Genomic DNA, 24,592 nt, shown 5'->3' with positions numbered 1-24,592 from the left:
GGGTCCCGGGGCTCAGCCGCCCCAGATGTCCTCCAGGAACCGGTTCGAGCTGCGGAGCCCGGCCAGCCAGGCCGCGGCGTCCGCCGGTCCCGCGCTCGTGCGGTCCATGAAGATCTGTTGCAGCGCGGTCCGTACGGCGGGCGCCATCGTCCCGGCGTTGCCGCAGACCAGCACGACGCCGTCCTGCTGCAGGAGCTGCCACACCTCGGCACCGCAGTCGACCATCGCGTCCTGGACGTACCGGCAGCGCCCGTCCGCACGCGAGAAGGCGTTCTCCACCCGCACCACGCCCTGCTGCTCGAACCGCTGCAGCTCGTCGGCGTAGAGCAGGTCGCTGTCCGCTCGGCGGCAGCCGAAGAACAGCAGCGACCGCGCGATCGGCACCCCCTGTTCCTGCAGGATCGCCCGTTCCTGCACGAACCCGCGGAACGGCGCGAGGCCCGTTCCGGCGCCGACCATGATCATCGGCACGTGCGGGTTCTCCGGCGGCCGGAACGGGATGGACGGCTCGCGGACGAACACGAACGCCGTGCCGTTCTCGGGCACGGCCGACAGGTGCCCGGAGCAGATGCCGGTGAAGGTGCCCACACCCGACCGGGCCGGCCCGCGGAGCACGCCCGCGGTGATGCTGGCGACTCCTGCGTCCGCCATCGGCGACGACGAGATCGAGTAGTAGCGCGGGCGCAGCGGCGGCAGCATGTCGAGGAACACCTCGAACGGCACCTCGCAGGCCGGGAACGCGTCGAGCAGGTCGAGCACCGACCGGTTCGGCTCGTACACGTGCTCGGTGTAGGCGGCGTGGGACTGCTCGTCGTCGCCGGTCAGTGACTCGAGCTGGGCCTTCTGCCCGGGGTCGGTGGTGTAGCGGGCGAGGGTCTCGATGTCGTCGCGGGCAGCGACGTCCTGCAGCTCGACGCAGCTGCCGAGCACCCCGAGCAACGGCGCGGGCTCCTCGATCGGCAGGTGGGTGTGGGACCCGCTGCGCGGGATGATCGTGACGTACTGCCCGGCGTCCAGCCCGAAGCGCGCCATCACCCGGCGGATCAGGTCGACGTTGTTGCGCGGGAGCACGCCGAGGTGGTCACCGGCGCGGTAGGGCATGTCCGGCGGCAACGTGATCTCGACGTGGCGGGTGGACCGCTCGGCCGGCTTGCCGTTGCTGCCCAGCAGCAGCTCGCGGTTCTCGGTGACCCGCCCCGGGCGCGCCCGGTAGGACACGATCACCGGGTTCGTCAGCTGCCGGTTGGTCAGCGTGATCGCCAGTCGCGGGCCGGTGTCGACCGCGGCGCCCACGTCGGCAGGCAGTCCGAGCCCGGTGGCGAGGTCGGACCAGAGGTCGCCGTGCCAGTCGCGGTACTGCGCGTCGAAGTCCCCGGCGGCGTTGCCCTCACCCCTGCGGTGCACGCGGCGTCCGCCATGCGCCTCGAGCTGTTCGTCCAGCATCGTGGGCACCGACTGGTAGGTGCTGGCCCATTCCGTGTTGCCGCAGCCGAAGACGCTGTACGCCACGCCGTCGGCGGCTGCCTCGTCGGCGCCGCCGATCCAGCGGCAGAACGCGGCCGCGTTGTCCGGCGGGGTCCCGTTGTAGGACGAGGACACGATGACCGCGGCACCGCCCGACGGCAGGTCGTCGACGTGGTCGTCGAGCGCGCCCAGCGTCACGTCGAAGCCGCGTTCCGCGCCCTCCTGCGCCAGCCGCGTGGCGATGCCCTCGGCGGTACCGAGGTTCGAGCCGAACAGCACCGTCAGCGGGGTGCCGTGCCGGGCGACGACCGGGGCGGCCGAGGCCACGGGCGCGGCGGACGCGGTCTGCGTGTCCGCGCCGGCTGCCGCCGGTGGCGTCGCCCGCTCGATGTGCACGTCGGTGCGGGGCCGGACCTGGATCCGGAACTCGTCCGGCTTGACGGTCAGCGTCGTCTTCGTCTTGAGCTGGTAGTTCAGGTGGTCGACGAGCTCGAACCGCTGCAGCAGCATGCCGAGCACGAGCATGGCCTCCTGCAGTGCGAACTGCCGCCCGATGCACGCTCGCTGGCCGGTGCCGAAGGGCTTGTAGACGTTCGGGGGGAGCTGGGAGACCCGCTCCGCTGCCATGTGGTCCGGGTTGAAGTCATGGGCGTCGGGGCCCCACACCGACTCCTGGCGCTGCAGTGCCGGGATCACCACGGTGAGCGTCGTGCCGGCGGGGATCGCGTACCGGCCACCGATCACGGTGTCCTCGTACGGGGTGCGGCTGAAGGCGGGTGCCGTGGGCCAGAGCCGCAGCGTCTCGTCGAGCACCTGCCGGATGTAGCGCAGCCGCTGCACCTGCTCGAACGTCGGCCACGCGGAGGTGCCGAGCACCTCGTCGGCCTCCGCTCGCGCCCGGTCCATCGCCGCCGGGTCCTTGAGGAGGTAGTTGATGGCGAAGGAGAGCAGCCCGGACGTCGTCTCGTGGCCCGCGATGAGGAACGTGATGCACTGGGCGCGGATGTTGGCGTCGGGCAACCCCTCCCCGCTCTGCTTGTCGACGCCGACGAGCATCCGGCCGAGCAGATCGGTGGTGTCGGCGGCGTCGCCCTGCGCGCGGCGCTCGGCGATGAGGTCGTCCACCAGGCTGTCCATGAAGGCCTGGTCCTCCTCCGCCTGGCGCTGGGCCCGGATCCGGAGCCGAGACTGGAGCTTCAGCTGGCGCGTCCGGGTCTGCGCCTCGGTCAGCGTGCGCACCATCGCCTCGACGAAGGGGTGCGGGGTGTCGCGGTAGAACGAGTTGAACCGGTAGCCGAACCCGCACAGCGCGATCGTGTCGAGCGTCAGGCGGGTCATGTCCGCCGGCACGTCGACGTCCTCGCCCGGGTTGAGCCGTCCCCACTTCTCCATCAGCTGGTCGGCGACGTCGAGCATCTTCGGCATGTAGTCGCGCATCGCCTGCAGGCTGAACGGCGGCATCAGGATGTTGTGCGCGCGGTGCCACAGCGGGTCGTCCGTGGCGGAGGTGAACAGCCCGTTCGACAGGCCGCCCCGCCGCAGGTTCGACAGCCCGCCGCCGACCTGCTTGTCGAACCGCTGGTCGTCGCAGATCTCGTCCACCAGTTCGGGGCCGGACACGAACAGCCGTATGCCTCCGGGGGTGGAGAGCTTGTACAGCGGCCCGTACTCGCCTGCCATCCGGATCAGCGCGTCGATGGGGTGGTCGGCGTCGAGGTCGAAGACGTTGCCCAGCAACGGGATCCCGCGGGGGCCGGGGATCTCGTCGATGCCGATCGGTGCGTTCATGTCGTCCCTTCTGTCGGCCGGCGCACCAGCACCAGGATGCTCACGGTGAGCACCCAGGCGGGGAACACCAGCAGGATTCCGGGGTGATAGGTCACGCTGACCAGCAGGAACGCCGCGATGGCGTAGCTCAGCGCGGCGAGCCACCTCGGCAGGAGGCCGGCAGCAAACGCCAGCCCGGTCGTCGTGATCATGTACATGCCCGCGGCCCGGGTGCCGTAGACGAAGACCATCGCGTAGCCGACGGCCGACAGGGCGCGGGCGACGTCGGGCGACGGCAGGGGTGCGGGGGAGAGCTGCGTCAGCAGGGCCACCGCCCCGACGGCGGCCGCCCCGGTGAACAGCGTGCCCACGAACAGGACACCCGCGGCCAGCTGCAGCCAGTACGGGATCTCCGACCACGCCCCCGGCCGGAGCACCTGCAGCAGCGTCCGGGTCGCGATCATGTGCCAGAGGCCGGCGATGCCCGCGAACGGGACGATGTAGAGCCCCAGCGCGACCAGCACGTCCCGGGATCCGGCGGTGTAGAAGGCGAGGTAGTCGGAGTCCGGTGCGGAGAGCCCCGGAGCCTGGTGGACCAGTGCCAGGCCGACGATGAACAGCAGCGCGAACACCACGCCCGACACGCCGGCCATCCGGGCGTGCCCCACGGCGCGCGCGTCGGCAGTGGGAGGCCCGTCCGTGGTGCCGTCCGTCGTGGTCACGCTCGTCCGTCGCGCCGCTGGCCGCATCGAGGCTCCTCGCGGGACCGGACCGCCTCGCACCTGCATGACCTGCTGGTGACTGAAACGATACGTCCCGTAGTGGTCCTACGGGCGTCCCCGGGCCTGGTCAATGGCTCGGCGGCAAGTTGCGCCGTTGGTGGGGCGCTTCGCCGGACCCGGCGCGCCAGCCTGCCTGGCGGTCACGATGGCGGCCGCCACCTGAGCCCGGACGGGCGGTGAGCGGCGCCCGGCTGTGCCGCGCGCCGCCTGCGGCCACTAGCGTCGCGAGCTGTGCCCGATTCCGTCGACCGCTCCTGCAGCCGCACCCGCGCCTGGGTCAACGAGGCGATCAGGCTGGTCGAGGCCGATGCCAACCGCTCGGCCGACACGCATCTGCATCCGTTCCCCCTGCCGGCGGACTGGGGGATCGAGGTCTACCTCAAGGACGAGTCGGTACACCCGACCGGGAGCCTCAAGCACCGGCTCGCCCGCTCGCTGTTCCTCTACGCGCTGGTGAACGGCTGGATCGTCGACGGCACCACGGTCGTGGAGGCGAGCTCGGGGTCCACCGCCGTGTCGGAGGCGTACTTCGCCGGCCTCATCGGGGTGCCGTTCATCGCGGTGATGCCGAGGTCCACCAGCCCGCAGAAGATCGCGCTGATCGAACGGTACGGCGGCCGTTGCCACTACGTGGACCGCGCGCCTGCGATGTACGAGGAGGCGCAGCGGCTCGCCGCGGAGTGCGGCGGGCACTACATCGACCAGTTCACCTACGCTGAGCGCGCCACCGACTGGCGGGGCAACAACAACATCGCCGAGTCGATCTTCAGCCAGCTCGCACTGGAGCGCTACCCGATCCCCGAGTGGATCGTCATGGGAGCCGGCACCGGGGGCACGTCCGCCACGATCGGGCGTTACCTGCGCTACCGGCGCCACCCGACGCGGCTCGCCGTCGTCGACCCGGAGAACTCCGCGTTCTTCCCCGGCTGGACCACGGGTGCGGCGGACTACGGCACCGGGATGCCCTCACGCATCGAGGGCATCGGCAGGCCGCGGATGGAGCCGAGCTTCGTCCCCACCCTGATCGACCTGATGATCCCGGTACCGGACGCGGCCAGCGTCGCCGCGGTGCGGCACCTGCACGCCGTCACCGGCCGCTTCGCCGGTGGCTCGACGGGCACCAACCTGTGGGGCGTGTGGCAGTTGGTGGCCCGGATGCGTGACGCCGGGGTGCGCGGCAGCGTCGTCACGCTGATCTGCGACGGCGGTGAGCGCTACCGGCACAGCTACTACGACGACGGCTGGGTGGCGGCGCAGGGGATGGACCTGCCGCCGTACACGGCGGCGATCGAGCGGTTCCTCGCGACCGGGGAGTGGGCGCCCCCACCGACCTGAGCCGGCCGTAGGGGGTGTCCCGTGGATCTTGGTCGATGAGAGCCGTGATCCAGGTGGTTCCTGGCGGCGCCGCTGGATCGCCCCCATACCGGGCGTATTCGGGCGGTTCGGCGGTGTCGCCAGGGGCCGCCTGGGCGCGGCTATCGCGATTGAAGATCCGCGGGACACCCCCTACTGGCGCAGGTCGGCGCCGATACCCGTGAGGGACCGGACCTCCATCTCCTTCTGCACGTCGGAGCTCTCGTTGCGCCCGCCGAGAATCGTGCCGAACCAGCCGCAGAAGAACGAGAACGGGATCGAGATGATGCCGGGGTTGTTCAGCGGGAACACGTGGAAGTCGACCGTCGGGAAGATCGACGTGGGACTGCCCGACGTCACCGGTGAGAACGTGATCAGCAGCAGGCACGAGCCGAGGCCGCCGTAGAGGCTCCACAGGGTGCCCATGGTGTTGAACCGTTTCCAGTACAGCGCGTACAGGATCGTCGACAGGTTCGCCGACGCGGCCAGTGCCAGCGCCAGCGCCACGAGGAACGCCACGTTCTGCCCGTTGGCCAGGATGCCCCCGAGTATCGCCAGCACGCCGAGCACGACGGCGGCGATCCGGGCGACCCGCACCTCCCTGCGCGGGTCGGTCTGCCCGCGCTTGATGACGTTGGCGTACACGTCGTGGGCGAAGGACGCCGATGCGGCCAGTGTCAGCCCCGCCACGACGGCCAGGATCGTCGCGAAGGCCACCGCGGAGACGATGCCCAGCAGCACCGGTCCGCCGATGGCCAGCGCCAGCAGTGGCGCCGCGGAGTTCTCGCCGCTCGGCGCCGCGAGGATGGCCGGGGAGCCGACGAGCGCGCCTGCGCCGTAGCCGATCACCAGCGTGCACAGGTAGAACACGACCATCGTGCAGACGGCCCACACGACCGAGCGGCGCGCCTGGACGGCGTTGGGCACCGTGTAGAACCGGATCAGCACGTGCGGCAGGCTGCAGATCCCCAGCACGAGCGCCAGTGCCAGCGAGACGAGGTCCAGCTCGTTGTGCCCGTACTGGGTGCCCGGCGCCAGTATCGCGTCGCCGAGCGGGTTGTTGGCGACGGCCTTCTCGAGGATCGAGGAGAAGCGGAAGCCGAACTGGCCCAGCAGGAACACCGTGATCGTCGTGACGCACAGCAGCAGGAGCACGGCCTTGACGATCTGCACCCAGGTGGTGCCCTTCATCCCGCCGACGAGCACGTAGAAGATCATGATCAGGCCGACGATCGCGATGACGATCGACTGGCCCGCACGGTCGGTGATGTTGAGCAGCAGGGCGACGAGCCCACCCGCTCCGGCCATCTGCGCCAGCATGTAGAAGAACGAGATCACCAGCGTGGAGAGCGCGGCAGCGGCCCGCACCGGACGTTGCCGCATCCGGTAGGCGATGACGTCGCCCATCGTGAACCGGCCGGTGTTGCGCAGGAGCTCGCCGATCAGCAGGAGCCCCACCAGCCAGGCCACGACCCAGCCGACCGAGTAGACGAACCCGTCGTAGCCGTGCACCGCGATGCTCCCTGCGATGCCGAGGAACGAGGCCGCCGACAGGAAGTCGCCCGACAGTGCGATGCCGTTCTGGGCGCCGGTGAACCGGGAGTCGGCCGCGTAGTAGTCCGCGGTGGAGGTGTTGCCCCGGCTCACCCGGTAGACGAGTGCCAGTGTGGCCACCGCGAACACCGCGAAGACCCCGATGTTCGCCATCGGGTTGCCGCTCGGGGTCGCGGCCGCTGCGACGCTCACGCCGGTCCCTCTCCCGCCAGGGCGCGCACCAGTCTGACCTGGGGGTCCAGGTTGCGTTTGGCGTACCGGTGGTAGATGAACGTGATCGCCAGCGTGGTGACGAACTGGGCCAGTCCCAGCAGCATGCCGACCGTGACCAGGCCGACGACCCGCCTGGCCATGAAGTCGTGGGCGTAGGCCGCCAGCAGGACGAAGATGAGGTACCAGCCCAGGAACGCGAAGGTCATGGGGAACACGAAGTTGCGCAGCCTGGTGCGGAGCTCGGCGAACTCACGGCTGCAGTGGATGGCCGCGTAGTCCACCCGCCGCGAGGGCGGGAGTTCTTCGATATCCGGTTCGGCGGTGGGTCCGGCGCCCCACAGGGTGGGGGCGGCGCCGGGGTGGTCCCGCCCGAAATCTCCGGCCTGTGTGCCGGGATAGTGGTAGTCGGCACGCCCCGCCCCGGTCGAGTGTCTACGTCGGGGACCTGTCGCTCGGGTCAATGTTCCTCCAGACGGAGTTTGCTGCGACGGTGCAACAGTCATAGGCGTCGCGCTGGGTGATATCACAGGTGGGTCGGGCTAGGCCGATCGGAGTAGCCCCGATCGGGGGTCCAGGTCACTGTCCGGCGCGCCTCGTCCCCGGGCGGCGGGACCGGAAACGGCTGGACGAGGTCGGCATCCGGACCGAGCGCCTGCGGATGCGCTCCCCGGACCCGACGGCGCGCTGCTCGCTCTCGACCGCAGGTGGACCTGGGATTCGCGGCGTCGCGGAAGCGGCACCGTACCCGGCTCTCCAGCGCCGTGCGCGGCGTTCGCGTGTATTCGGACCTCGCACCTGGTTGTTCCGGTCCGTCACCTGATCGCTCGGATGACCGACTCGTTCGTGTCGCTCCTCGTTCATCTCCCGGCCGTGTCGATCGGCGAGCGTGACGACCGGCCACCACCCGGTCGGGTGAATCGACCGGCCACGTACGTGACAGGGGAGAACATCCATGACGAACGGAATGTCCCGCCGCGGCTTCTTGCGCGGGACCGCCGCTGCAGGTGCCGGAGTGGTACTGCTGGGCGCGAGCGAGGTCCTGCTCACCGCGCCGAACGCCGCAGCGGCACCGGCGCCGGCAGGCGCGGGATACGGGCCGCTGGTGGCCGACCCCGCCAAGCGCCTCGCCCTCCCGCAGGGCTTCGCCTACTCGGTCGTCACCGAGGCCGGCGTGACCCGGCTCGAGTCCGGCGAGTTCACCCCCAGCAACCACGACGGCACGGGCGCCTTCAAGGGCAAGGGCGGTGGCACCGTGCTCGTCAACAACCACGAGCTGGGCGGCGCGCTCGCCGACACCCCGCTGCCGGTGCCGCACATCGAGGGCTTCACCTACGACCCGGGCAGCGCAGGCGGCTGCACGATCATCGAGACCGACAAGGACGGCAAGCGCGTCCGCGAGTTCGTCGGGATCGCGGGCACCGCCCAGAACTGCGCCGGCGGCATCACGCCCTGGAACACCTGGCTGACCTGCGAGGAGACCGAGGGGCTCGCCGGCTCCGGCGGCCGCACCAAGGACCACGGCTACGTCTTCGAGGTCGACCCGTTCGACCAGGAGGCCAACAAGGACCCGCAGCCGATCAAGGCACTCGGCCGGTTCGCCCACGAGGCCGCGGTGGTGGACCCGAAGTCGGGCAACATCCTGCTCACCGAGGACGCGGGCGACCCCAACGGCCTGCTCTACCGGTGGGAGGCTCCGAAGAAGTTCAAGCCGAAGAAGGGCGGTCTCCGGGAGCTCGGCCCGACCGACGGCGTGCTCGCCGCCATGCGCTGCACCGACAAGGCAGGCGCTTTCGTCGACGACCTGTCGCGGGCCACGGAGATCGGCACCACCTACGGCGTGACCTGGACGACGGTGCCCGACCGGGACGCCCGCACCACCTCCACCCGCAAGCAGTTCACCGACGGACAGGTGACCCGCGGGCACAAGCTCGAGGGTGCCTGGTGGGCCGACAACGGCGCGTACATCGTCACGAGCTTCGCGCGTGAGGACAGCCCGGTTCCCCACGACGGCCAGGTGTGGTTCTACGACCCCAAGCGCGAGACCTTCACCCTGAAGGTGCGCTTCGGCGTCAACCCCAACCCCGACCAGGACGGCGCGTTCGACGGGCCGGACAACATCACCGTCTCCCCGTGGGGCGGCCTGATCGTGGCCGAGGACGGCGAGGGTGTGCAGCACCTCGTCGGCGTCACCGACGGCGGGGACCCGTTCCCGCTGGCGCGCAACGAACTCGGCAACGGCAGTGAGTTCACCGGCCCGGTCTACTCCCAGGACAAGAAGATCCTGTTCGGCAACATCCAGACCCCGGGGATCATGTTCGCGATCACGGGCCCCTGGAAGAAGCAGCACTAACCAGCCCCACCCCCACGGATCAGTTGCAGCAAAGCCACTTTCATGCAACCACGTTGCGTGAAAGTGGCTTTGCTGCAATGCGGGGGGCGGGGCGGGCGGGGTCAGCGGCGGGGGGCTCCTGCTGTGGCGGGTACCGGGAGGCCTTCGAGGCTCGCCGCCGCCGCGAGCAGCTTGAGCTCGTCGCCGGGGCGGCCCACGAGCTGCACACCCACCGGTCTGCCCCGCACGGTCACGGGGGCGACCACGGCGGGCAGACCGGCCAGGTTCCACGCCTGCGTGTACGGGACGCGGGCGGCGGACATCAGCAGGGTGGGCAGGTAGCGGCGGTTCTGCAGGGCGCCGGCCCGCGGGGGCGGGCCGGCCACCGCCGGGCTGAGCAGCAGGTCGTGGCCGCCCGCGTCGAGCCAGTCGAGGAACCGGCCGCGCCACGCGGCGGCCGCGGCCGGGTCGGGCGTCCGCATCCGCTGCACCCGCCGTCCCTTGCGCACCATGGTGGCGGTGCGCCGCTCCACCTCCCGCTCGTGGAGGCCGAGGTCGGCGAACTCGGCGGCGATGCCCGCGTGCCAGCGCCGCGTCCACTGCGTCACGAGGGTGCGTGGATAGGGCGGATCGGCGAGGGTGACCGTGGCGCCGTTCGGACCCGCGCGGAGGCGGGCGGCCGCGCCGACAGCGGCCGCTCTGTGGTCGGGGTGCAGCCGCCCGACCGGCGACGGGTGGCGCAACGAGAGGGCGATGCGCGCGGGCCCGCCGTAGGCGACGTCGGGGTCCCCGGCCTCGCCGTTCCCGCGGAGCACCCCGAGCATCAACGCGGCGTCACTCGCGGTACGGGCCATCGGTCCCGTGACCGTGAGCCCGCACCAGTGCTGCTCGGCTCCGCCGGGCAGCGGCACCACACCCGCCCCCGGTTTGACCCCCACCAGGCCGCAGTAGGCCGCTGGGATGCGGATGGAGCCGCCCCCGTCGGTGCCCAGCGCCAGCACGGCCATCCCCGCCGCCACGGCCGCGGCGCTGCCACCGCTCGAACCGCCCGGATCCAGTGCGTGGTCCAGCGGGTTGCAGGTGACCCCGAACGCCGAGTGCGTGAACCCCCAGATCGCGAGCTCGGGCATCTTGGTCTTGCCGATCACGACGGCGCCGGCGCCCCGCAGCCGCTTGACCAGCTCGTCGTCGCGTCGTGCCGGCTCGGCGGAGGTGGCCGTCGAGCCGTGCCGGGTGGGATAGCCCGCCACGTCGATGTTGTCCTTGACCGCCACCGGGACCCCGGCCAGTGGCAAGGCGAAGCGGTCGGGCCGCGTGTCGACGGCTCCCGCCTCGGCGAGCACGCGGTCGGGGGCGTGCTCCTGGAACGCGCCGACCGAGGGCTCGAACTCGGCGATCCTGGCCAGATGGGCCCGGGCCACGTCGGCCGCGCTGACGCGCCCGTCGTGCACACGCGCCGCGATCTCGGCCGCGGTGAGCGCGGTCAGGTCGAGGGCCATCCCCCCACCATCGCACTGATCAGCGGTTATCCGTGGTAGACCCGCCGGAAAGGTCGGCCGACGGGACGCCGCGCGGCCCCGGTCAGCTGCGGGGGACGGGGGAGGTGGCTCCCTCCTGTGCCAGCCAGCTGCCCTCGTGGTGCGCCTGCTCGCCACGGGCCTTGCGCTCGCGCTGCGGGGCGATCACGTGCTGCGGGTCGGCGGCCGACGCCATCCCCGCTTCGAACACCGCGAACCGGGTGGCGAGCGACCCCGCCGCGAGGGCAGCGCCGGAGGCGACGGCGGCCACGCGGCCGCGCCTGCCGCCCAGTGCGGCGAGCAGCGCGCCCAGCCCGCCGGCGGCGGTGAGGGCCCGGGACAGCCGGTTCCACCGGGCCGCCTTCCCCTCGCGGTACGCCCCGACGACGTTGCCCGGGATCGGCTCGAGCCGCCGCTCCAGCATCTCGCCGACGGCGAGCTCGGCCGCGGCGCCTGCCACGGCGAGCCGCACCATCGGCAGGCGCTCCCGCCTGCCTGCCCCGGCGAGCCCGGTGATCGCCAGCTGGGCGCCGGCGCCCGCCGCTGCGCCGCTGGCCGCGAACAGCACCGGCAGCTCGCCTCGTGCCTCATGCCAGGCCGGTATCGCCGTGTCTGCCAGGAGGACGCCGGTGTAGCTGGCCAGGGGCGGACCGAGGAACGCGGCACCCCAGCCGGCGAGCCGGCCGAGCCCCGGTGCGATGCCGGTGAGCTCAGAAGCCGCAGCGGCCGACGCCAGCGCGGCGAACGGGCTGAGGATCCACGAGCCGATCGACAGCGGCGACGTCGGCTTGATCACCCGCAGCATGTTGAGGAAGCGTGCGGGCCGGCCGAGGTCGTGGACGAGCGCGACGGTGCCCAGCATCGCTCCGCCGGTGGCGACGAGCCGGCCGCCGCGGCGCAGGACCGGCCGGCCGGTGACGTCGCCGAGCGCCGCGACCACCGCCGACGTCCCCGCCATGCCGCCCACCCACAGGTAGAGCGGCACGTCGGGGTTCTTCCACGTCGGCTTCTTGAGGATGGGACGCCCGTAGTAGGAGACGAACTCCGCCTCGGGGACCATCGAGCCCTTGATGCGTTTGTGACCCCGCCGCTCGCGCCTGCCCCCGCCGCCGCTGCCGGACACGTCGACCGGAACCTGACCGCCGTTCGCCATCAGCCCGTCTCCTTCATCGGGACCGCCCGCCGAGGAACGACCCCGCGATCGCCGCGGTGAGGCCGACCGCCGCCAATGCCGCGCGCTTCCACATCTGTGGCAGGTCCCGGGTGGTGACCACCGGGTCCGGGGGGAGCCCGTAGACCTCCGGCTCGTCGAGCAGCAGGAAGAAGGCGCCGTCGCCGCCGACGCCGTCGTCGGGGTCGCGGCCGTAGAGCCGGGCCTCGGTGACGCCGTTGCCCTGCAGCTCGGCCAGCCTCCGGTCGGCTCGTTCGCGCAGCTCGTCGAGGGGGCCGAACTGGATCGACTCGGTCGGGCACGCCTGGGCGCACGCCGGGGTCAGCCCGTCCTTCGTGCGGTCGTAGCAGAGCGTGCACTTGAAGGCCCGGCCGTCGCCCGGCCGGATGTCGATCACGCCGTACGGGCAGGCGGGCACGCAGTAGCCGCAGCCGTTGCAGATGTCGGGCTGGACGAAGACGGTGTCGAACTCGGTGCGGATCAGCGAGCCCGTCGGGCAGACGTCGAGGCACGCGGCGTGCGTGCAGTGCTTGCAGACGTCAGAGGACATGAGCCAGCGCACGTCACCCGCGGGGTGGGCTGGGGACTCCGCTGTGCGGGTCTCGATGAACGCGACGTGCCGCCAGGTGGAGGACCCGAGCGCACCGGTGTTGTCGTAGGACATGCCGAGCAGGTCCATGTCGCGGAGCCCGGCGAGGTCGGTCGGGTTGCTGTCGGTGGGGCCCGCGTCGGACGGGACGAGGTTCCACTCCTTGCACGCCACCTCGCACGCCTTGCACCCGATGCAGATCGAGGTGTCGGTGAAGAACCCCAGCCGGGGCGGCCGCTCACCGGGCATCCCGAGGTAGGAGGCGCGCTCGCTCTGCCCGCTCATCGGGGTGGTGACGGCGGTGCCGACGTTGCTCGCGAACCCCGCGCTCGCATCGGTGGCACTGCCGGCAGCGGGGTCGCCTGCCCGGGCGCCGGGGTGTCCCGGCTTGTCGGTGCCGTCCACCGCCCAGCGGTCCTCCGGGGGTGTCACGCCAGGCCCGCCCGCCGCTGGTAGTCCTCGACGAGTGTGCGCAGCCCGGGGCCGTGTGGACGCCGTCCGGGCCGGATGTCGCAGGTGAGCACCTTGGACTCCTGGATGTCGACGTTGGGGTCGAGCGTCACCGACAGGAGGTCGTTGGCGCTGTCGCCGGTGGCGAGGCCGTTGTGCCCGAAGTGCCAGGGCACCCCGATCTGGTGGGTCTCCCGGCCCTCGATGCGCAGCGGCTGCATCCGCTCGGTGACGAGCACCTTCAGCTCGATTGCGCTGCGGGCCGTGACGAGGGTGGCCCAGCCGAGATGGGTGAGCCCCCGCTCGCCTGCCAGCTCGGGCGAGACCTCGCAGAACGCCTCCGGCTGCAGCTCGGCGAGGTAGGGCATGAACCGGCTCATGCCGCCGCCGGTGTGGTGCTCGGTGAGCCGGTAGGTGGTGAGCACGAACGGGAAGACCGGAGAGCCCACCGGATGGTGCCGGTTGCCCGGGCTCTCGTAGAGCTTCGCGGCCGGGTTGCTCGTGTGCCGGGGATGCAACAGGTTGTGGAACGGCGTCTCCGCCGGCTCGTAGTGCGTCGGGAGCGGTCCGTCCACCAGCCCGGCCGGGGCGAAGAGCCAGGCCTTGCCGTCGGTCTGCATGATGAACGGGTCGTCACCGGCGAGCGCCTTGCCCGACCGCGCGTCCGGCGGGGGCACGTAGTCCGGTGCGGTGGTCGGCGGGAAGTCCGGCACGTCGTGGCCTGTCCACTTCTCCCCGTCCCACCAGATGAGCGCCTTCCGCTCGCTCCACGGCTTGCCGTCGGGGTCGGCGGAGGCGCGGTTGTAGAGCTGGCGCCGGTTGGCGGGCCAGGCCCAGCCCCACTCCGCGGCCACCCAGTCCTGCTCGCGCGCCGGCTTGCGGCGTGCGGCCTGGTTGACGCCGTCGGCGAAGACCCCGCAGTAGATCCAGCACCCGCAGCGGGTGGACCCGTCGTCGCGCAGCTGCGTGTAGGCGGTGAGCAGCTCACCGTCGGGGCCGTAGCCGTTGATCTCCTTCAGCACGTCGGCGGCCATCGGCTCGGCGGTCGGCCCCTCGGTGGCGTAGTCCCAGGTGAGCGCCTTGATCGGGGTGTCGCGCGGGTCGTCGGAGTCGGCGAGCCGCTCCTTGATGATGCGACCGAGGTGGTAGAAGAACCACAGGTCGCTGCGCGCGTCGTCGGGCGGTTCCACCGCTTTGTGCCGGTACTGCAGCAGCCGCTGGGTGTTGGTGAAGGTCCCGTCCTTCTCCACGTGCGACGCGGCGGGCACGTAGAAGACCTCGGTGGCGATGTCCTCCGTGCGCACCTCGCCGTTCTCGATCTCGGGCGAGTCCTTCCAGAACGTCGCGGTCTCGATGCACGACAGGTCCCGCACCACGAGCCACTCGGCTTTTGCCAGCGCCTTGCGCTGCAGCCGCCCGTTGGCGCTGCCGACGGCGGGGTTCTCCCCGGCGACGATGTAGCCGGGCACCTTGCCATCGGCCATGTCCAGCACGGTGGCGTAGTGGTTGTGGTCGCCGGACAGCCGCGGCAGCCAGTCGAACCCGTACTCGTTCTCGGCCGTGGCGGCGTCGCCGAACCAGGCCTTGAGCAGGCTGGTCATGTAATGGGGCATGTCGCCCCAGAACCCGGCCTTGCCGGCGTCCGGCTCGATGTAGTCGGCGAGCGACCCGCCCCGGTCGCCCGCGGGCATCGGCAGGTAGCCGGGCAGGAGGTTGAACAGCGTGGGGATGTCGGTGGAGCCCTGGATGGACGCGTGCCCGCGCAGCGCGATGATCCCGCCACCGGGCCTGCCGATGTTGCCCAGCAGCGTCTGCAGGATCGACGCGGCCCGGATGTACTGCACGCCGACGCTGTGCTGGGTCCACCCCACCGCGTAGGACCAGTTGGTGGTGCGGTCGCGGCCGCTGTTCTCCGTGATCGCGCGGGCGAGCTCGAAGAACGTGTCCTGCGGGATGCCCGCGACCTCCTCCACGAACTCCGCCGTGTAGCGCGCGTAGTGGCGTTTGAGGATCTGGAAGACGCAGCGCGGGTCCTGCAGGGTCGGGTCGCGCCGGGGCTTCTCCGCCACCGACGCGCCACCGCTGCCGTACTTGTCGCCACCGGCGGTCTCCCGCTGGTGCTCACCGCCGTGGACGGCCCGCTCGTCGTCGCCCGCATCACCGTCGCTCTGGCTGTCCCCGTCGCTCTCGCTGTCCTGGTACGCCCAGCTCACCGGGTCGTAGGTGTGGGACTCCTCGTCCCAGCCGCTGAAGACGCCGTCGAGATCCTCGGTGTCGACGTAGTCCTCGGAGATGATCGACGAGGCGTTCGTGTAGGAGACGACGTACTCGCGGAACTCCTTGCCCTCGCTCAGCACGTAGTTGATCAGGGCGCCGAGCAGCGCGATGTCGGAGCCGGCCCGGATCGGCACGTGCAGGTCGGCCAGAGCGCTGGTGCGCGTGAACCGCGGGTCGATGTGGATCACCTTGGCGCCGCGCAGCTTCGCGTCCATCACGAACTGGAAGCCGACGGGATGGCACTCGGCGAAGTTCGAGCCCTGAATCACGATGCAGTCGCTCTTGGCGAGGTCCTGCTGGAACGTCGTGGCACCGCCGCGACCGAACGAGGCCCCCAGACCGGGGACGGTGGAGGAGTGTCAAAGACGGGCCTGGTTCTCGACCTGGATCGCGCCGAGCGCCGTGTACAGCTTCTTGATGAGGTAGTTCTCCTCGTTGTCCAGCGTGGCGCCACCGAGATGGGCGATGCCCATGGTGCGGCGCAGCGGCCGGCCGTCCTCGTCGGTGTCCTGCCACGTCCGGCGCCGGGTGTCCAGCACGCGGTCGGCGATCATCTCCATCGCCGTACCGAGGTCGAGTTCCTCCCACTCGGTGCCGCCCGGCCGCCGGTACCGGACCGTGGTGACCCGGTCAGGACGGGAGACGTACTGCTGGGATGCGGCGCCCTTCGGACAGAGCTTGCCGAGCGAGATGGGCGAGTCGGGGTCGCCCTCGATCTGGATGACCTTCTCGTCCTTGACGAACACGCGCTGCCCGCACCCCACCGCGCAGTACGGGCAGATCGACCGGACCACCCGGTCGGCCTCGGCGATGCGCGGTCGCAGGTGCTCACTGCGGGCGGAGCGGGCGGCGTCGCCGCGGGCCGTGGGATCGGAACCCCTCAGCTGGCGGACGACCGGCCACAGCTCGATGAACTCACGTACACCCACGTGGGCCCCTTTCCCTCGGTTTCGACGAGCGAAACCCCGGGACCACGTTAACCGCGTCGGGCAGAGTTGGCGGAGGCGGACGGGAATCGAACCCGCCTGGCCGAGATGCTCGGCCACGTCGGTTTTGAAGACCGCGGGGGCCACCAGGCGCCCTTACGCCTCCACACGCAGGCTAGCGAGTGGCCTCGAGCGCCTGCGGCACCCCGTCGGCGATCTCGAACAGCGCGAGCAGGCCGGTGGCCTCCAGCGCCCGCGTGACGATACGGGACCCGGGCACCAGTCGCAGCCGGCACTGTCGCTGTTCGGCCTCGTCCTTGGCGGCGACGAGCACGGCCAGGCCCGCGGAGCCGAGGAACGTGACGTCGGTGAGGTCGAGCACGAGGAGCGAGACGTCGGCGAGCTGCTCGTAGACCCGGTCGCGCAGGACCGGTGCGGTGAGGGTGTCGATCTCGCCGACCACGTGCATGACGCGGACACCGTCGCCGTGCCCGACCACGTCGAACCGCACGACCTCACCGATCTCGTCGTCGGCGAGGTCGGCGCTCGTTGGCTCGACGGGGGAATCGCCGCTCATGCGCACCGGCTCCTCGAAAAGGCGTCGTGGACTCGTGGTGCGGACTGTGGTCTCAACCGCGCTTCAACCCTACGGGCGCCCCCAGGGGCGAACAACAACACCCCCGTCACCGGGTCGGGCCACAGGCGGCTGCGGTTCTGCATGATCGAAACGTCCTCGTCGAGGGGTCCGGAGGGGGTTCGCCGGCAGCTGAGGGATCCTGCCGGGATGCCTGATCGGTTCTCCGTCCGCATCGCCGTCCGCAGCTACGAGATCGACCTCAACGGGCACGTCAACCACGCCGTCTACCACCGGTACGGGGAGCACGCGCGTACCGAGCACCTCACCGCCGCCGGCTGTTCCCTGACGCGGTTGACGGAGCACGGCATGGGCATCGTGCTGCTGGAGACCCACGTGCGGTTCCTCCGGGAGCTGAGCCACGGGGACCTGGTGGACGTCGACTCCCGGCTGACGTTCGGGGAGGGCAAGACGTTCGAGATGGCGCACACGCTGCGGCGCGAGCCGGACACCGTGGCCGCCGAGATCACCTGCCGGATGGGGCTGCTCGACTCCGCCACCCGCAGGTTGCTGCCGGAGCCGCAGAAGAGGTTGACCGAGCTCGCCACAGCGCCGGAGCGGCTCGGTCCCGGGTAGCCCGGCGCGGCGGCCGGGACTCCGATCAGGAGGGATCCTGATCCGGAGGGCTCTGCCGCGTGGTGGTGAGGGAGAGGGACTCGATCTCCAGTGGCAGCCGGGGGGCCACCAGCGGTGGGACGCGGCCGCCTGCCCGCCGCACCACCCGCCTGCTCCTCAGATAGGCGAACGGGCCGGTGGCCAGGCCGCGCAGGCGGGCACCGGCCGCACCGGTCGGAATGCCGGAGCCTGCGTCGCTCTCCCGTTCCGAGATGCGGCGCAGCTGGGCGACCGCGGCCGGGATCCGGCGGGCCGCGGCGGCGCGGGCCCGGGGGTCCAGCGCGATCTTCGTGAGGAAGCCGCCGAGCCCGACGGCGTAGCCCTCCAGCTGGACGCGCAGGGCGGCCTGGCCGGTGCGGTGGTGGTGCCACACCCAGGCGGCCGGTTCGTAGCCGAGTACGTGATCGGCCAGGATGAGACGCACCAGGAACTCGCAGTCCTCGCCGCCGTGTGTGGGGGAGCCCGGGCCGAGCGCCTCGTCGAACCCGCCGACGGCCTTCGCCACGTCGGCGCGGACGGCCAGATTGGCGCCGATGCCGAAGAGACCGGGGGAGAACGGGAAGATCGCGGAGTCGGCAGGGGGGTCGGCCAGCGAGTAGCGACGCCGCTCGAACCCCTTGTTCCAGGCCATCGCGCTGTCGGCGGCCAGCTCTTCGGCAGTGGTGAGGCGGGCGGCGAGCACGGGACCGCTCAGGCACGCCAGCTCCGGGTCGGCGGCGAACGCCCCGGCGATGCGCCCGGCCCAGCCCTTGTCGGGCTCCGTGTCGTCGTCGGTGAAGGCGACGATGTCCGTGCGTGCCTCCTGCAGGCCGCGGTTGCGGCCGACCGAGGCACCCCGGCGGGGCTCCAGCACGTACCGGACGCGGGGGTCGCCGATGCGGCTCACCACGGACGCCGTCCTGTCGTCGGTCGGCTCGTTGTCCACCACCAGCACGGTGATGTCGGTGTGGTCGCCTGCCAGCAGGGCGCGGACACAGCGTTCCAGGCTCTCCGGCCGGCCTCGGGTGGCCACCACGACGGTGATCGGCTCGGTGGACCAGGGCGGGAGGGGTGGGTCGGGCACCTCGCCGAGCCGTGACTCGAGTGCGGTGCGGATGTCGGAGGCGGTGGCCCGGCCGGCGGCGAGCGGTAGCTCGACGATTCCGACGGGGGCGCCGCCCGCGGTGACGAGCAGCCGGGCGGCGGTGAAGTGGGGGTCGACCGCGAGGTCGGCGACGGGGGCGCGGCGGTCCAGCTCACCGACCCAGGTCGGTGAATGGGGGGCGATCCAGGGGGGCAACCGGGGCCTTCCAAGGTTTGGACTGGAGGGGGAATGTCCATGCGCAGGCTATGGGAAAACTCGTCTACCTTGATGAGAAGCTTGTCCCGTTGGCGTTGATCGGTCCGGGCTGAGCGGCCGAACGCCTGTGGTGGCACTGAGAAGCGCCGAGCGGCGCCGTAGGCTTCACCCGTGACATCGGCGACGATCGTCCCCTTCCTCCACGGCGACCGGGATGTGATCAGCGTCCTGCTCGACCGCCGGGCCGAGGGGAGTGAGCCGGCCGCGCGCACCGACGAGCACCGGGTGGCGCTGGTCATCGGTGGTGGCGGGATGCGCGGTGCCTACGTCGCCGGGATGCTGCGGGCGCTCGACCGGGCGGGTCTCGTTCCCGGCTTCGACGAGGTCTACGGCGCGTCCTCGGGTGCGTTCAGCGCCGCCGCGTTCCTCACCGGGGATGCCGCGGCGTGTGCCGCCAGCTACCCGGAGGACCTCTCCACCGACACGTTCATCAACATGCGCAGGCTCGGCACGCGCCGCCCGGTGGTGGCGCTCGACCACCTGATCCACGAGGTGCTCGACGGCCGCAAGCCGCTGTCCTGGGACGCACTGGGCCACACCGCGGCCGAGCTGCGGATCGTGGCCACCGACGCGAGCGACCTCACCGCGCACACCCTCACGGGGATGGAGACGGTCGCCGACTGGCGGCAGGCACTGCGGGCCAGCGCATCGATCCCGCTGCTGTGCGGTCCGCCGGTGACCTACGGCGGCCGCCGCTGGGTGGACGGCTCGGTCGGTGAGCCGCTCGCGATGGCCAGGGCCCTGCGCGGTGGCGCCACCCATGTGCTGGTGGTTCTCTGCCGCGGCACCGACGACCTGCACCCCGACGCGGACGCGGGACTCTCGCTCTGGGCCCGGACCCTCGACCGGCTGGTGCCGGGGCTGGGCACGGTCGCGCAGGGCTCCCGCCGCTACGGCGCCGATCTCCGGCTGGTCACCGACGCCGCGCACCCGGGCCGTGGTCCCGGCCACCTGGCCGCGATCGGGCCGTCCCGATCGGTCGGGATGGGTGCGCTGTGCGTCGACCCCGACCGGGTGGGCGAGGCGGTGCGGGTCGGCGACGAGTCGGCGGTCGCGGCGATCGAGGCCGTCGCCGCACAACGCCGGGACCTCGGAGCGCGCTGAACGACTCGGCTCGTAGCGAACGGAGTTGTTCAGCACCCTCCTCGACCCGACCTGATCGCCGCCCGGCGGATAACGTCGTCGGCATGGAGGCAGGGGAGCGGCCGCGCGCGGCAGTCGTCGTCACCGGCAGCGAGCTGCTGACCGGAGCCATCACCGACCGGAACGGCCCGTGGGTCGCCCATGAGCTCGTCGAGCTCGGCTTCGAGGTCGCGCACGTGCTGCTGGTGGGTGATCGCCCGGACGATCTGACCGCCGCGCTGCGCTTCGCCGCGGACGCGGGGTGCGTGCTCGTCGTCACGAGCGGTGGGCTCGGGCCCACGGCGGACGATCTCACCGCCGAGGTGGTGGCGACCTTCGCGGGTGTCGACCTCGTGCTCGACGAGAACATGCGTGAGCACATCGCCGGGATCCTCTCCCGCTGGGCGGCCCGCACCGAGTTCTCGGCCACGGCGATCGAGGAGGCCAACCGCAAGCAGGCGATGGTGCCGCGCGGCGCTGTGGCGCTGCCCCCGGTCGGCACGGCTCCGGGGCTCGTGGTGCCGCGGCCGGGTGGTCCGCTCGTGGTGGTGCTGCCCGGACCGCCGCGCGAGCTGCAGGGGATGTGGCCTGCGGCGCTCCAGTCGCCGCTCTTCCGTGAGCTGCTCGGCGGTGTCCCGGCGGCGGAGTCGCTGGCGTTGCGGTTCTTCGGGCTGCCGGAGTCCGAGATCGCAGCGACACTGCGCGAGTTCGACTCCGAGATCGACCTGTCCGGGGTGGAGGTCACCACCTGCCTGCGTCGCGGGGAGCTCGAGGTGGACCTGCGGCCGAAGCCCGGCGCCGCGGTGTTCGCCAACGAACTGCACGCCGCTCTGGCGGCCCGGCACGCGAAGCACCTCGTCAGCACCGACGGCACCACCACCGACGAGCTGCTCGCCCGTGCGCTGCTGCAGCGCGGCTGGACCGTCGCGACCGGCGAGTCGTGCACGGGTGGAATGCTCGCGTCCCGGCTCGTGGACCGGCCCGGGTCCTCGGCGTACGTCGCCGGTGGCGTCGTGGCCTACTCGAACACCGCGAAGACCCAGCTGCTCGGCGTTCCGGCGGAGATGATCGAGGAGCACGGGGCGGTGTCGCCCGAGGTGGCGAGAGCGCTGGCCGACGGTGCGCGGGAGCGGTTCGGTGCCGACGTCGGCATCGGGATCACCGGGGTGGCCGGCCCCGACGGGGGCACCGCGGCCAAGCCGGTCGGCTATGTCTGCTTCTGCGTCACCACCGGCGAGGGGCTCGTGCTGGCCCGCGATCCGCGCCTGCCGGGAAACCGCTCCGACGTGCGGGAGCGGTCCACCGACCTCGGGATGCACCTGTTGCTGAGAGCGGCGGCCCCGCGCCCGGCCCGCTGACGCTCCGGTGGCCCCGGCGGCGAAGGTCGGGTCCGGCCGCCGTCGTCGGCGGCGGCCGGACCCGGAGCAGGCCAGCCGGCGGTCAGCGCCGGGGGGCAGCGCTGACAGACCGGGCTGACAGGTCAGGGCATGCGACAGGTCAGGGCATGCGACAGGTCAGGGCATGCCGATCAACGGACCGTGCGGAAGAACGTGCGTAGCTCGTCCACGAAGACGTCCGGTTGTTCCAGTGACGCGAAGTGGCCGCCCGTCGCGGGCTCGCTCCAGTGCCGCAGGTCGGTGTAGCGGCGCTCGATCCACTGCCGGGGCAGCCGGACCAGCTCCTGCGGGAACAGCGTGACGCCGGTGGGCACCGTCACCTCGTCCATCCGCCGCCGCTTGAAGCTCTCCCAGTACAGCCGCGCCGAGGACGCTCCGGTCCCGGGCAGCCAGTAGAGCATCACGTTGTCCAGGAGCCGGTCACGCGAGATGACGTTCTCCGGGTGGCCGGCGCAGTCGGTCCAGTCCCAGAACTTCTCGACGATCCACGTGCACTGCCCCACCGGGGAGTCGAGCAGCCCGTAGCCCAGCGTCTGCGGCCGGGTGGACTGTTCGCTGGAGTAGCCGGTGCCCACCTTCTGGAAGGTCTTGCGGGCGGCGAGCCCTGCCTGCTCCGACGCGGTCAGCGCGGTGCCCTCACCCTCGGGAGGGGGAGCGGCGATGGGCATCGTCAGGTGGATTCCGACGAGGTTCTCGGGGGCGCCCGTGCCGAGCGCCGAGGTGATCATCGAGCCCCAGTCGCCACCCTGTGCGCCGTAGCGGTCGTAGCCGAGCCGGTCCATCAGCTGCGCCCACGCCGTGGCGATCCGCTCGACACCCCAGCCGGACACGGTCGGCTTCCCGCTGAAGCCGTAGCCCGGCAGCGACGGCACCACCACGTGGAACGCGTCGCGCGGGTCGGGCGGGTTGCGCAACGCCTCGATCACGCCGAGGAACTCCACGATCGACCCCGGCCAGCCGTGGGTGAGCAGCAGCGGCAGCGCCCCCGCATGCGGCGAGCGGGCGTGGATCAGGTGGATCTCGACGGTGTCGTCACCACCGCCGTCGAGGCCGGTGCGGAACTGCGGCAGGGCGTTGAGCTCGGCCTCGCAGCGCCGCCAGTCGTACTGGCGGGCCCAGTAGTCGCACAGCTCGCGGGCGTAGTCCAGCGGCACGCCCTGCGTCCAGCCGTCGGCGGTGGCGGCCTCTGGCCAGCGCGTGCGAGCGAGGCGGTCCCGCAGGTCGTCGAGGTCGGTTTCGGGGATCTTGATCTGGAACTCGCGCATGTCAGAGCTGTACCCCGCGGGTCAGTGCGCCATCGATGACGAGGTGGCTGCCGGTGATGAAGCTGGCCCGTGGGCTCGCGAGCATGACCACGCCGTACGCGATCTCCTCCGGTCTCGCCATCCGGCCGGTGGGGTTGAGCCCCAGCGCGTGGGAGAACAGCTCCGGGTCGGCCTGCTCGGTGGTGTGCCAGACGCCGCCCTCGAAGTAGGTGTTGCCGGGCGAGACCGAGTTGGCCCGGACCTTCCCGGCGAGCTGGTGGGCCAGCCCCGACGTGTAGTGCACGAGCGCCGCCTTCATCACGCCGTAGGCGCCCAGCGCGAAGTCGACCTCCCGGCCGGATACGCTCGCCACCGCGATGACCGACCCGACTCCGCTGGCCTCGAGGTGCGGGAGCGCCGCGTCCACCATGTGGACGGTGTGCATGAGGTCGACGTCGAAGCTGGGCTTCCAGTTCTCGGGGCCGGGACCGACCGCCAGTGCGCTGACGTTGGCGACGACGACGTCGATGCCGCCGTAGTGCTCCGCCGACGCCGCCACCCACGCGGTGAGCGCCTCGGCGTCGGCGACGTCCACGGCGGTGCCGGTGACGTCGTGGCCCGCCCCGCGCAGCTCCTCCTCGACCGCGGCGACGTCGCTCGCCGTGCGGGCGCAGAAGGCGACCTTGACGCCCTCGGCGACCAGGCCCTCGACAACGGCGCGGCCGATGCCCTTCGTGCCGCCGGAGACCAGTGCGGTCCGGCCTGTGAGCTGCAGATCCATGGGAGTCCTTCGCTAGAGAGCGCTGGCCTGCTCGCGCAGGTGGCGGTGCATCCCGCCGTAGGCATCGGCGGCGGGCAGCAGCGCCTTCTCGATCTTGGTGACCGCGCTGTAGTTGGTGTCGCAGACGTTCGCCAACGGCGACCGGCTGATCTGGGTGAGCAACTGGTAGGCGTCGAGCGGGTCGAGCCCGTACAGCTCGCCGAGCCACCCGACCATGCCGACCTGGCTGGCGCGCCAGGCGTCCTCCAGCGGGCGGGACGAGCCGACCACGGCGTAGTGGTCGTCGTGCTCCAGCCGGGGCCACGCCGGCGCCCCACCCTTGATCAGCTCGACGATCACCGTGACGTTCATGGCGCCCTCGACGGCGGTGCCGCAGCTCTCGCCCTCGCCCTGGCGGTAGTGGCCGTCACCGAGGGAGAACAGGGCGCCCTCGACGTTCACCCCGAGGAAACAGGTGGTGCCTGCCTTCATCTCGGGGGTGTCCATGTTGCCGCCGAACGTGTCGGGCACCAGGCTCGAGCGCACCTCCCGCCCGGGCGGAGCCACACCGACGGTGCCGAGCATCGGGGCGAGCGGCAGCTCGATCTCGAGCTGCGAACGCTGGGCCTCGAAGAGCACGGTGCCGCGGGCGCGGTCGAGCTGGTAGATCCAGGTCTGCTCGGGGAGCGGGTCGTTCAGCAGCGCGGTGCGGTCGGTGCCGGTGAGCGCGCCGAAGAACGGGATGGTGGTCGACGCACCCCAGTCCCGGGCCGGGGTGAGGTCGACGATGTGCACCGCGAGCGTGTCGCCCGGCTCGGCGCCCTCGACGTGGAACGGCCCGGTCTGCGGGTTCACCTGGGTCATGTCCAGCACCTGCGACGGCTTGTCGGAGGTGCGCTGCAGCCGGCCGGAGAAGGCGTCCTCCGTCCACAGCCGCAGGAGGGTGCCGGGGGTGATCCGGTGGGTCGGGGCGACCCCGCCGAACGTCCATGCGTACTGCTCGGGCTCGGGGCGGAACTCGACGACGTCCACGAGGGGTGATCGTCGTGTCAATGGCCACTGACGCGCAACCCCCCACGAGGTAAAGCA

The 24,592-nt window shown here is 71.8% G+C and carries 18 protein-coding genes and 1 tRNA gene; 5 read left to right on the top strand and 14 right to left on the bottom strand.

Features of this window, described 5'->3' with window-relative positions:
• Positions 1–12: 12 nt before the first annotated feature.
• Positions 13–3,252, bottom strand: a complete 3,240-nt coding sequence (locus AC5L35_RS20495; protein WP_495061265.1) for a bifunctional cytochrome P450/NADPH--P450 reductase — start codon at positions 3,250–3,252, stop codon at positions 13–15.
• A complete protein-coding gene (locus AC5L35_RS20490; RefSeq protein WP_495061264.1) occupies positions 3,249–3,953 on the bottom strand; it encodes a hypothetical protein in 705 nt (234 codons plus the stop codon). The genes AC5L35_RS20495 and AC5L35_RS20490 overlap by 4 nt, the downstream gene beginning before the upstream one ends.
• Before the next feature lie 291 nt (positions 3,954–4,244).
• Between AC5L35_RS20490 and cds1 the strand changes: the two genes are divergently transcribed.
• Positions 4,245–5,348 (top strand): L-cysteine desulfhydrase Cds1, encoded by a 1,104-nt coding sequence (cds1, locus tag AC5L35_RS20485; RefSeq protein ID WP_495061263.1) that lies wholly within the window; start codon positions 4,245–4,247, stop codon positions 5,346–5,348.
• 171 nt (positions 5,349–5,519) lie between these two features.
• Here the strand turns inward: cds1 and AC5L35_RS20480 are convergent, their stop codons facing one another.
• Complete coding sequence (locus AC5L35_RS20480) at positions 5,520–7,073, bottom strand: monocarboxylic acid transporter (RefSeq protein WP_495061300.1); 1,554 nt, start codon at positions 7,071–7,073, stop codon at positions 5,520–5,522.
• A 35-nt stretch (positions 7,074–7,108) separates the two neighbouring features.
• The gene (locus tag AC5L35_RS20475; protein ID WP_495061262.1) at positions 7,109–7,414 is read right to left on the bottom strand and encodes a DUF485 domain-containing protein; all 306 of its coding nucleotides are present in this window, start codon (positions 7,412–7,414) and stop codon (positions 7,109–7,111) included.
• Positions 7,415–8,085: 671 nt separating this feature from the next.
• Between AC5L35_RS20475 and AC5L35_RS20470 the strand changes: the two genes are divergently transcribed.
• Positions 8,086–9,483 (top strand): alkaline phosphatase PhoX, encoded by a 1,398-nt coding sequence (locus AC5L35_RS20470; protein WP_495061261.1) that lies wholly within the window; start codon positions 8,086–8,088, stop codon positions 9,481–9,483.
• Between the two features lie 101 nt (positions 9,484–9,584).
• Here AC5L35_RS20470 and AC5L35_RS20465 read toward each other — a convergent pair whose 3' ends face one another.
• From AC5L35_RS20465 to AC5L35_RS20440, 6 genes are all read right to left on the bottom strand, one after another.
• The gene (locus tag AC5L35_RS20465) at positions 9,585–10,961 is read right to left on the bottom strand and encodes an amidase (protein ID WP_495061260.1); all 1,377 of its coding nucleotides are present in this window, start codon (positions 10,959–10,961) and stop codon (positions 9,585–9,587) included.
• An 82-nt stretch (positions 10,962–11,043) separates the two neighbouring features.
• Positions 11,044–12,132, bottom strand: a complete 1,089-nt coding sequence (nrfD, locus tag AC5L35_RS20460) for an NrfD/PsrC family molybdoenzyme membrane anchor subunit (protein WP_495061259.1) — start codon at positions 12,130–12,132, stop codon at positions 11,044–11,046.
• Between the two features lie 13 nt (positions 12,133–12,145).
• Positions 12,146–13,024 carry a 4Fe-4S dicluster domain-containing protein gene (locus AC5L35_RS20455; protein ID WP_495061299.1) on the bottom strand — a complete coding sequence of 293 codons (879 nt, stop codon included), beginning with the start codon at positions 13,022–13,024 and terminating at the stop codon, positions 12,146–12,148.
• 143 nt (positions 13,025–13,167) lie between these two features.
• Complete coding sequence (gene fdh, locus AC5L35_RS20450; protein ID WP_495061258.1) at positions 13,168–16,395, bottom strand: formate dehydrogenase; 3,228 nt, start codon at positions 16,393–16,395, stop codon at positions 13,168–13,170.
• Positions 16,396–16,462: 67 nt separating this feature from the next.
• A tRNA-Sec gene (locus AC5L35_RS20445) sits at positions 16,463–16,558 on the bottom strand.
• 9 nt (positions 16,559–16,567) lie between these two features.
• Positions 16,568–16,969, bottom strand: coding sequence for an STAS domain-containing protein (locus AC5L35_RS20440; RefSeq protein ID WP_495061257.1), 402 nt, complete (start codon positions 16,967–16,969; stop codon positions 16,568–16,570).
• Positions 16,970–17,176: 207 nt separating this feature from the next.
• On the opposite strand from AC5L35_RS20440, the gene AC5L35_RS20435 reads away from it, so the two are divergent.
• Positions 17,177–17,602, top strand: coding sequence for an acyl-CoA thioesterase (locus tag AC5L35_RS20435; protein WP_495061256.1), 426 nt, complete (start codon positions 17,177–17,179; stop codon positions 17,600–17,602).
• A gap of 25 nt (positions 17,603–17,627) precedes the next feature.
• Here the strand turns inward: AC5L35_RS20435 and AC5L35_RS20430 are convergent, their stop codons facing one another.
• Positions 17,628–18,920: a glycosyltransferase family 2 protein gene (locus tag AC5L35_RS20430; protein ID WP_495061255.1), complete on the bottom strand. Its 1,293-nt coding sequence runs from the start codon at positions 18,918–18,920 to the stop codon at positions 17,628–17,630.
• 171 nt (positions 18,921–19,091) lie between these two features.
• Between AC5L35_RS20430 and AC5L35_RS20425 the strand changes: the two genes are divergently transcribed.
• Entirely contained in the window at positions 19,092–20,084 is a 993-nt protein-coding gene (locus AC5L35_RS20425; RefSeq protein WP_495061254.1) for a patatin-like phospholipase family protein, read from the top strand.
• Positions 20,085–20,167: 83 nt separating this feature from the next.
• A complete protein-coding gene (locus AC5L35_RS20420; RefSeq protein WP_495061253.1) occupies positions 20,168–21,460 on the top strand; it encodes a competence/damage-inducible protein A in 1,293 nt (430 codons plus the stop codon).
• A gap of 170 nt (positions 21,461–21,630) precedes the next feature.
• On the opposite strand, the gene AC5L35_RS20415 is transcribed toward AC5L35_RS20420, so the two are convergent.
• Genes AC5L35_RS20415 through AC5L35_RS20405 form a run of 3 tightly spaced genes read right to left on the bottom strand, consistent with a single transcriptional unit; the run spans position 21,631 to position 24,535 of the window.
• The gene (locus AC5L35_RS20415) at positions 21,631–22,764 is read right to left on the bottom strand and encodes an epoxide hydrolase family protein (RefSeq protein ID WP_495061252.1); all 1,134 of its coding nucleotides are present in this window, start codon (positions 22,762–22,764) and stop codon (positions 21,631–21,633) included.
• A gap of 1 nt (position 22,765) precedes the next feature.
• Positions 22,766–23,524, bottom strand: coding sequence for an SDR family NAD(P)-dependent oxidoreductase (locus tag AC5L35_RS20410; protein WP_495061251.1), 759 nt, complete (start codon positions 23,522–23,524; stop codon positions 22,766–22,768).
• A gap of 12 nt (positions 23,525–23,536) precedes the next feature.
• Positions 23,537–24,535, bottom strand: a complete 999-nt coding sequence (locus tag AC5L35_RS20405) for an acetamidase/formamidase family protein (RefSeq protein ID WP_495061250.1) — start codon at positions 24,533–24,535, stop codon at positions 23,537–23,539.
• Positions 24,536–24,592: the final 57 nt, after the last annotated feature.

This window comes from Pseudonocardia sp. OZ21, from assembly GCF_059359135.1.
The sequence above is the reverse complement of the archived record's forward strand: the minus strand, read 5'-3'. Positions and strand labels throughout refer to the sequence as shown.

Coding starts and splice junctions, on each gene's coding strand:
- AC5L35_RS20495 (WP_495061265.1), bottom strand. CDS start 3,252: ATGAACGCACCGATCGGCATCGACGAGATCCCCGGCCCCCGCGGGATC.
- AC5L35_RS20480 (WP_495061300.1), bottom strand. CDS start 7,073: ATGGCGAACATCGGGGTCTTCGCGGTGTTCGCGGTGGCCACACTGGCA.
- AC5L35_RS20470 (WP_495061261.1), top strand. CDS start 8,086: ATGACGAACGGAATGTCCCGCCGCGGCTTCTTGCGCGGGACCGCCGCT.
- AC5L35_RS20465 (WP_495061260.1), bottom strand. CDS start 10,961: ATGGCCCTCGACCTGACCGCGCTCACCGCGGCCGAGATCGCGGCGCGT.
- nrfD (WP_495061259.1), bottom strand. CDS start 12,132: ATGGCGAACGGCGGTCAGGTTCCGGTCGACGTGTCCGGCAGCGGCGGC.
- AC5L35_RS20455 (WP_495061299.1), bottom strand. CDS start 13,024: ATGAGCGGGCAGAGCGAGCGCGCCTCCTACCTCGGGATGCCCGGTGAG.
- AC5L35_RS20440 (WP_495061257.1), bottom strand. CDS start 16,969: ATGAGCGGCGATTCCCCCGTCGAGCCAACGAGCGCCGACCTCGCCGAC.
- AC5L35_RS20435 (WP_495061256.1), top strand. CDS start 17,177: ATGCCTGATCGGTTCTCCGTCCGCATCGCCGTCCGCAGCTACGAGATC.
- AC5L35_RS20420 (WP_495061253.1), top strand. CDS start 20,168: ATGGAGGCAGGGGAGCGGCCGCGCGCGGCAGTCGTCGTCACCGGCAGC.
- AC5L35_RS20415 (WP_495061252.1), bottom strand. CDS start 22,764: ATGCGCGAGTTCCAGATCAAGATCCCCGAAACCGACCTCGACGACCTG.
- AC5L35_RS20410 (WP_495061251.1), bottom strand. CDS start 23,524: ATGGATCTGCAGCTCACAGGCCGGACCGCACTGGTCTCCGGCGGCACG.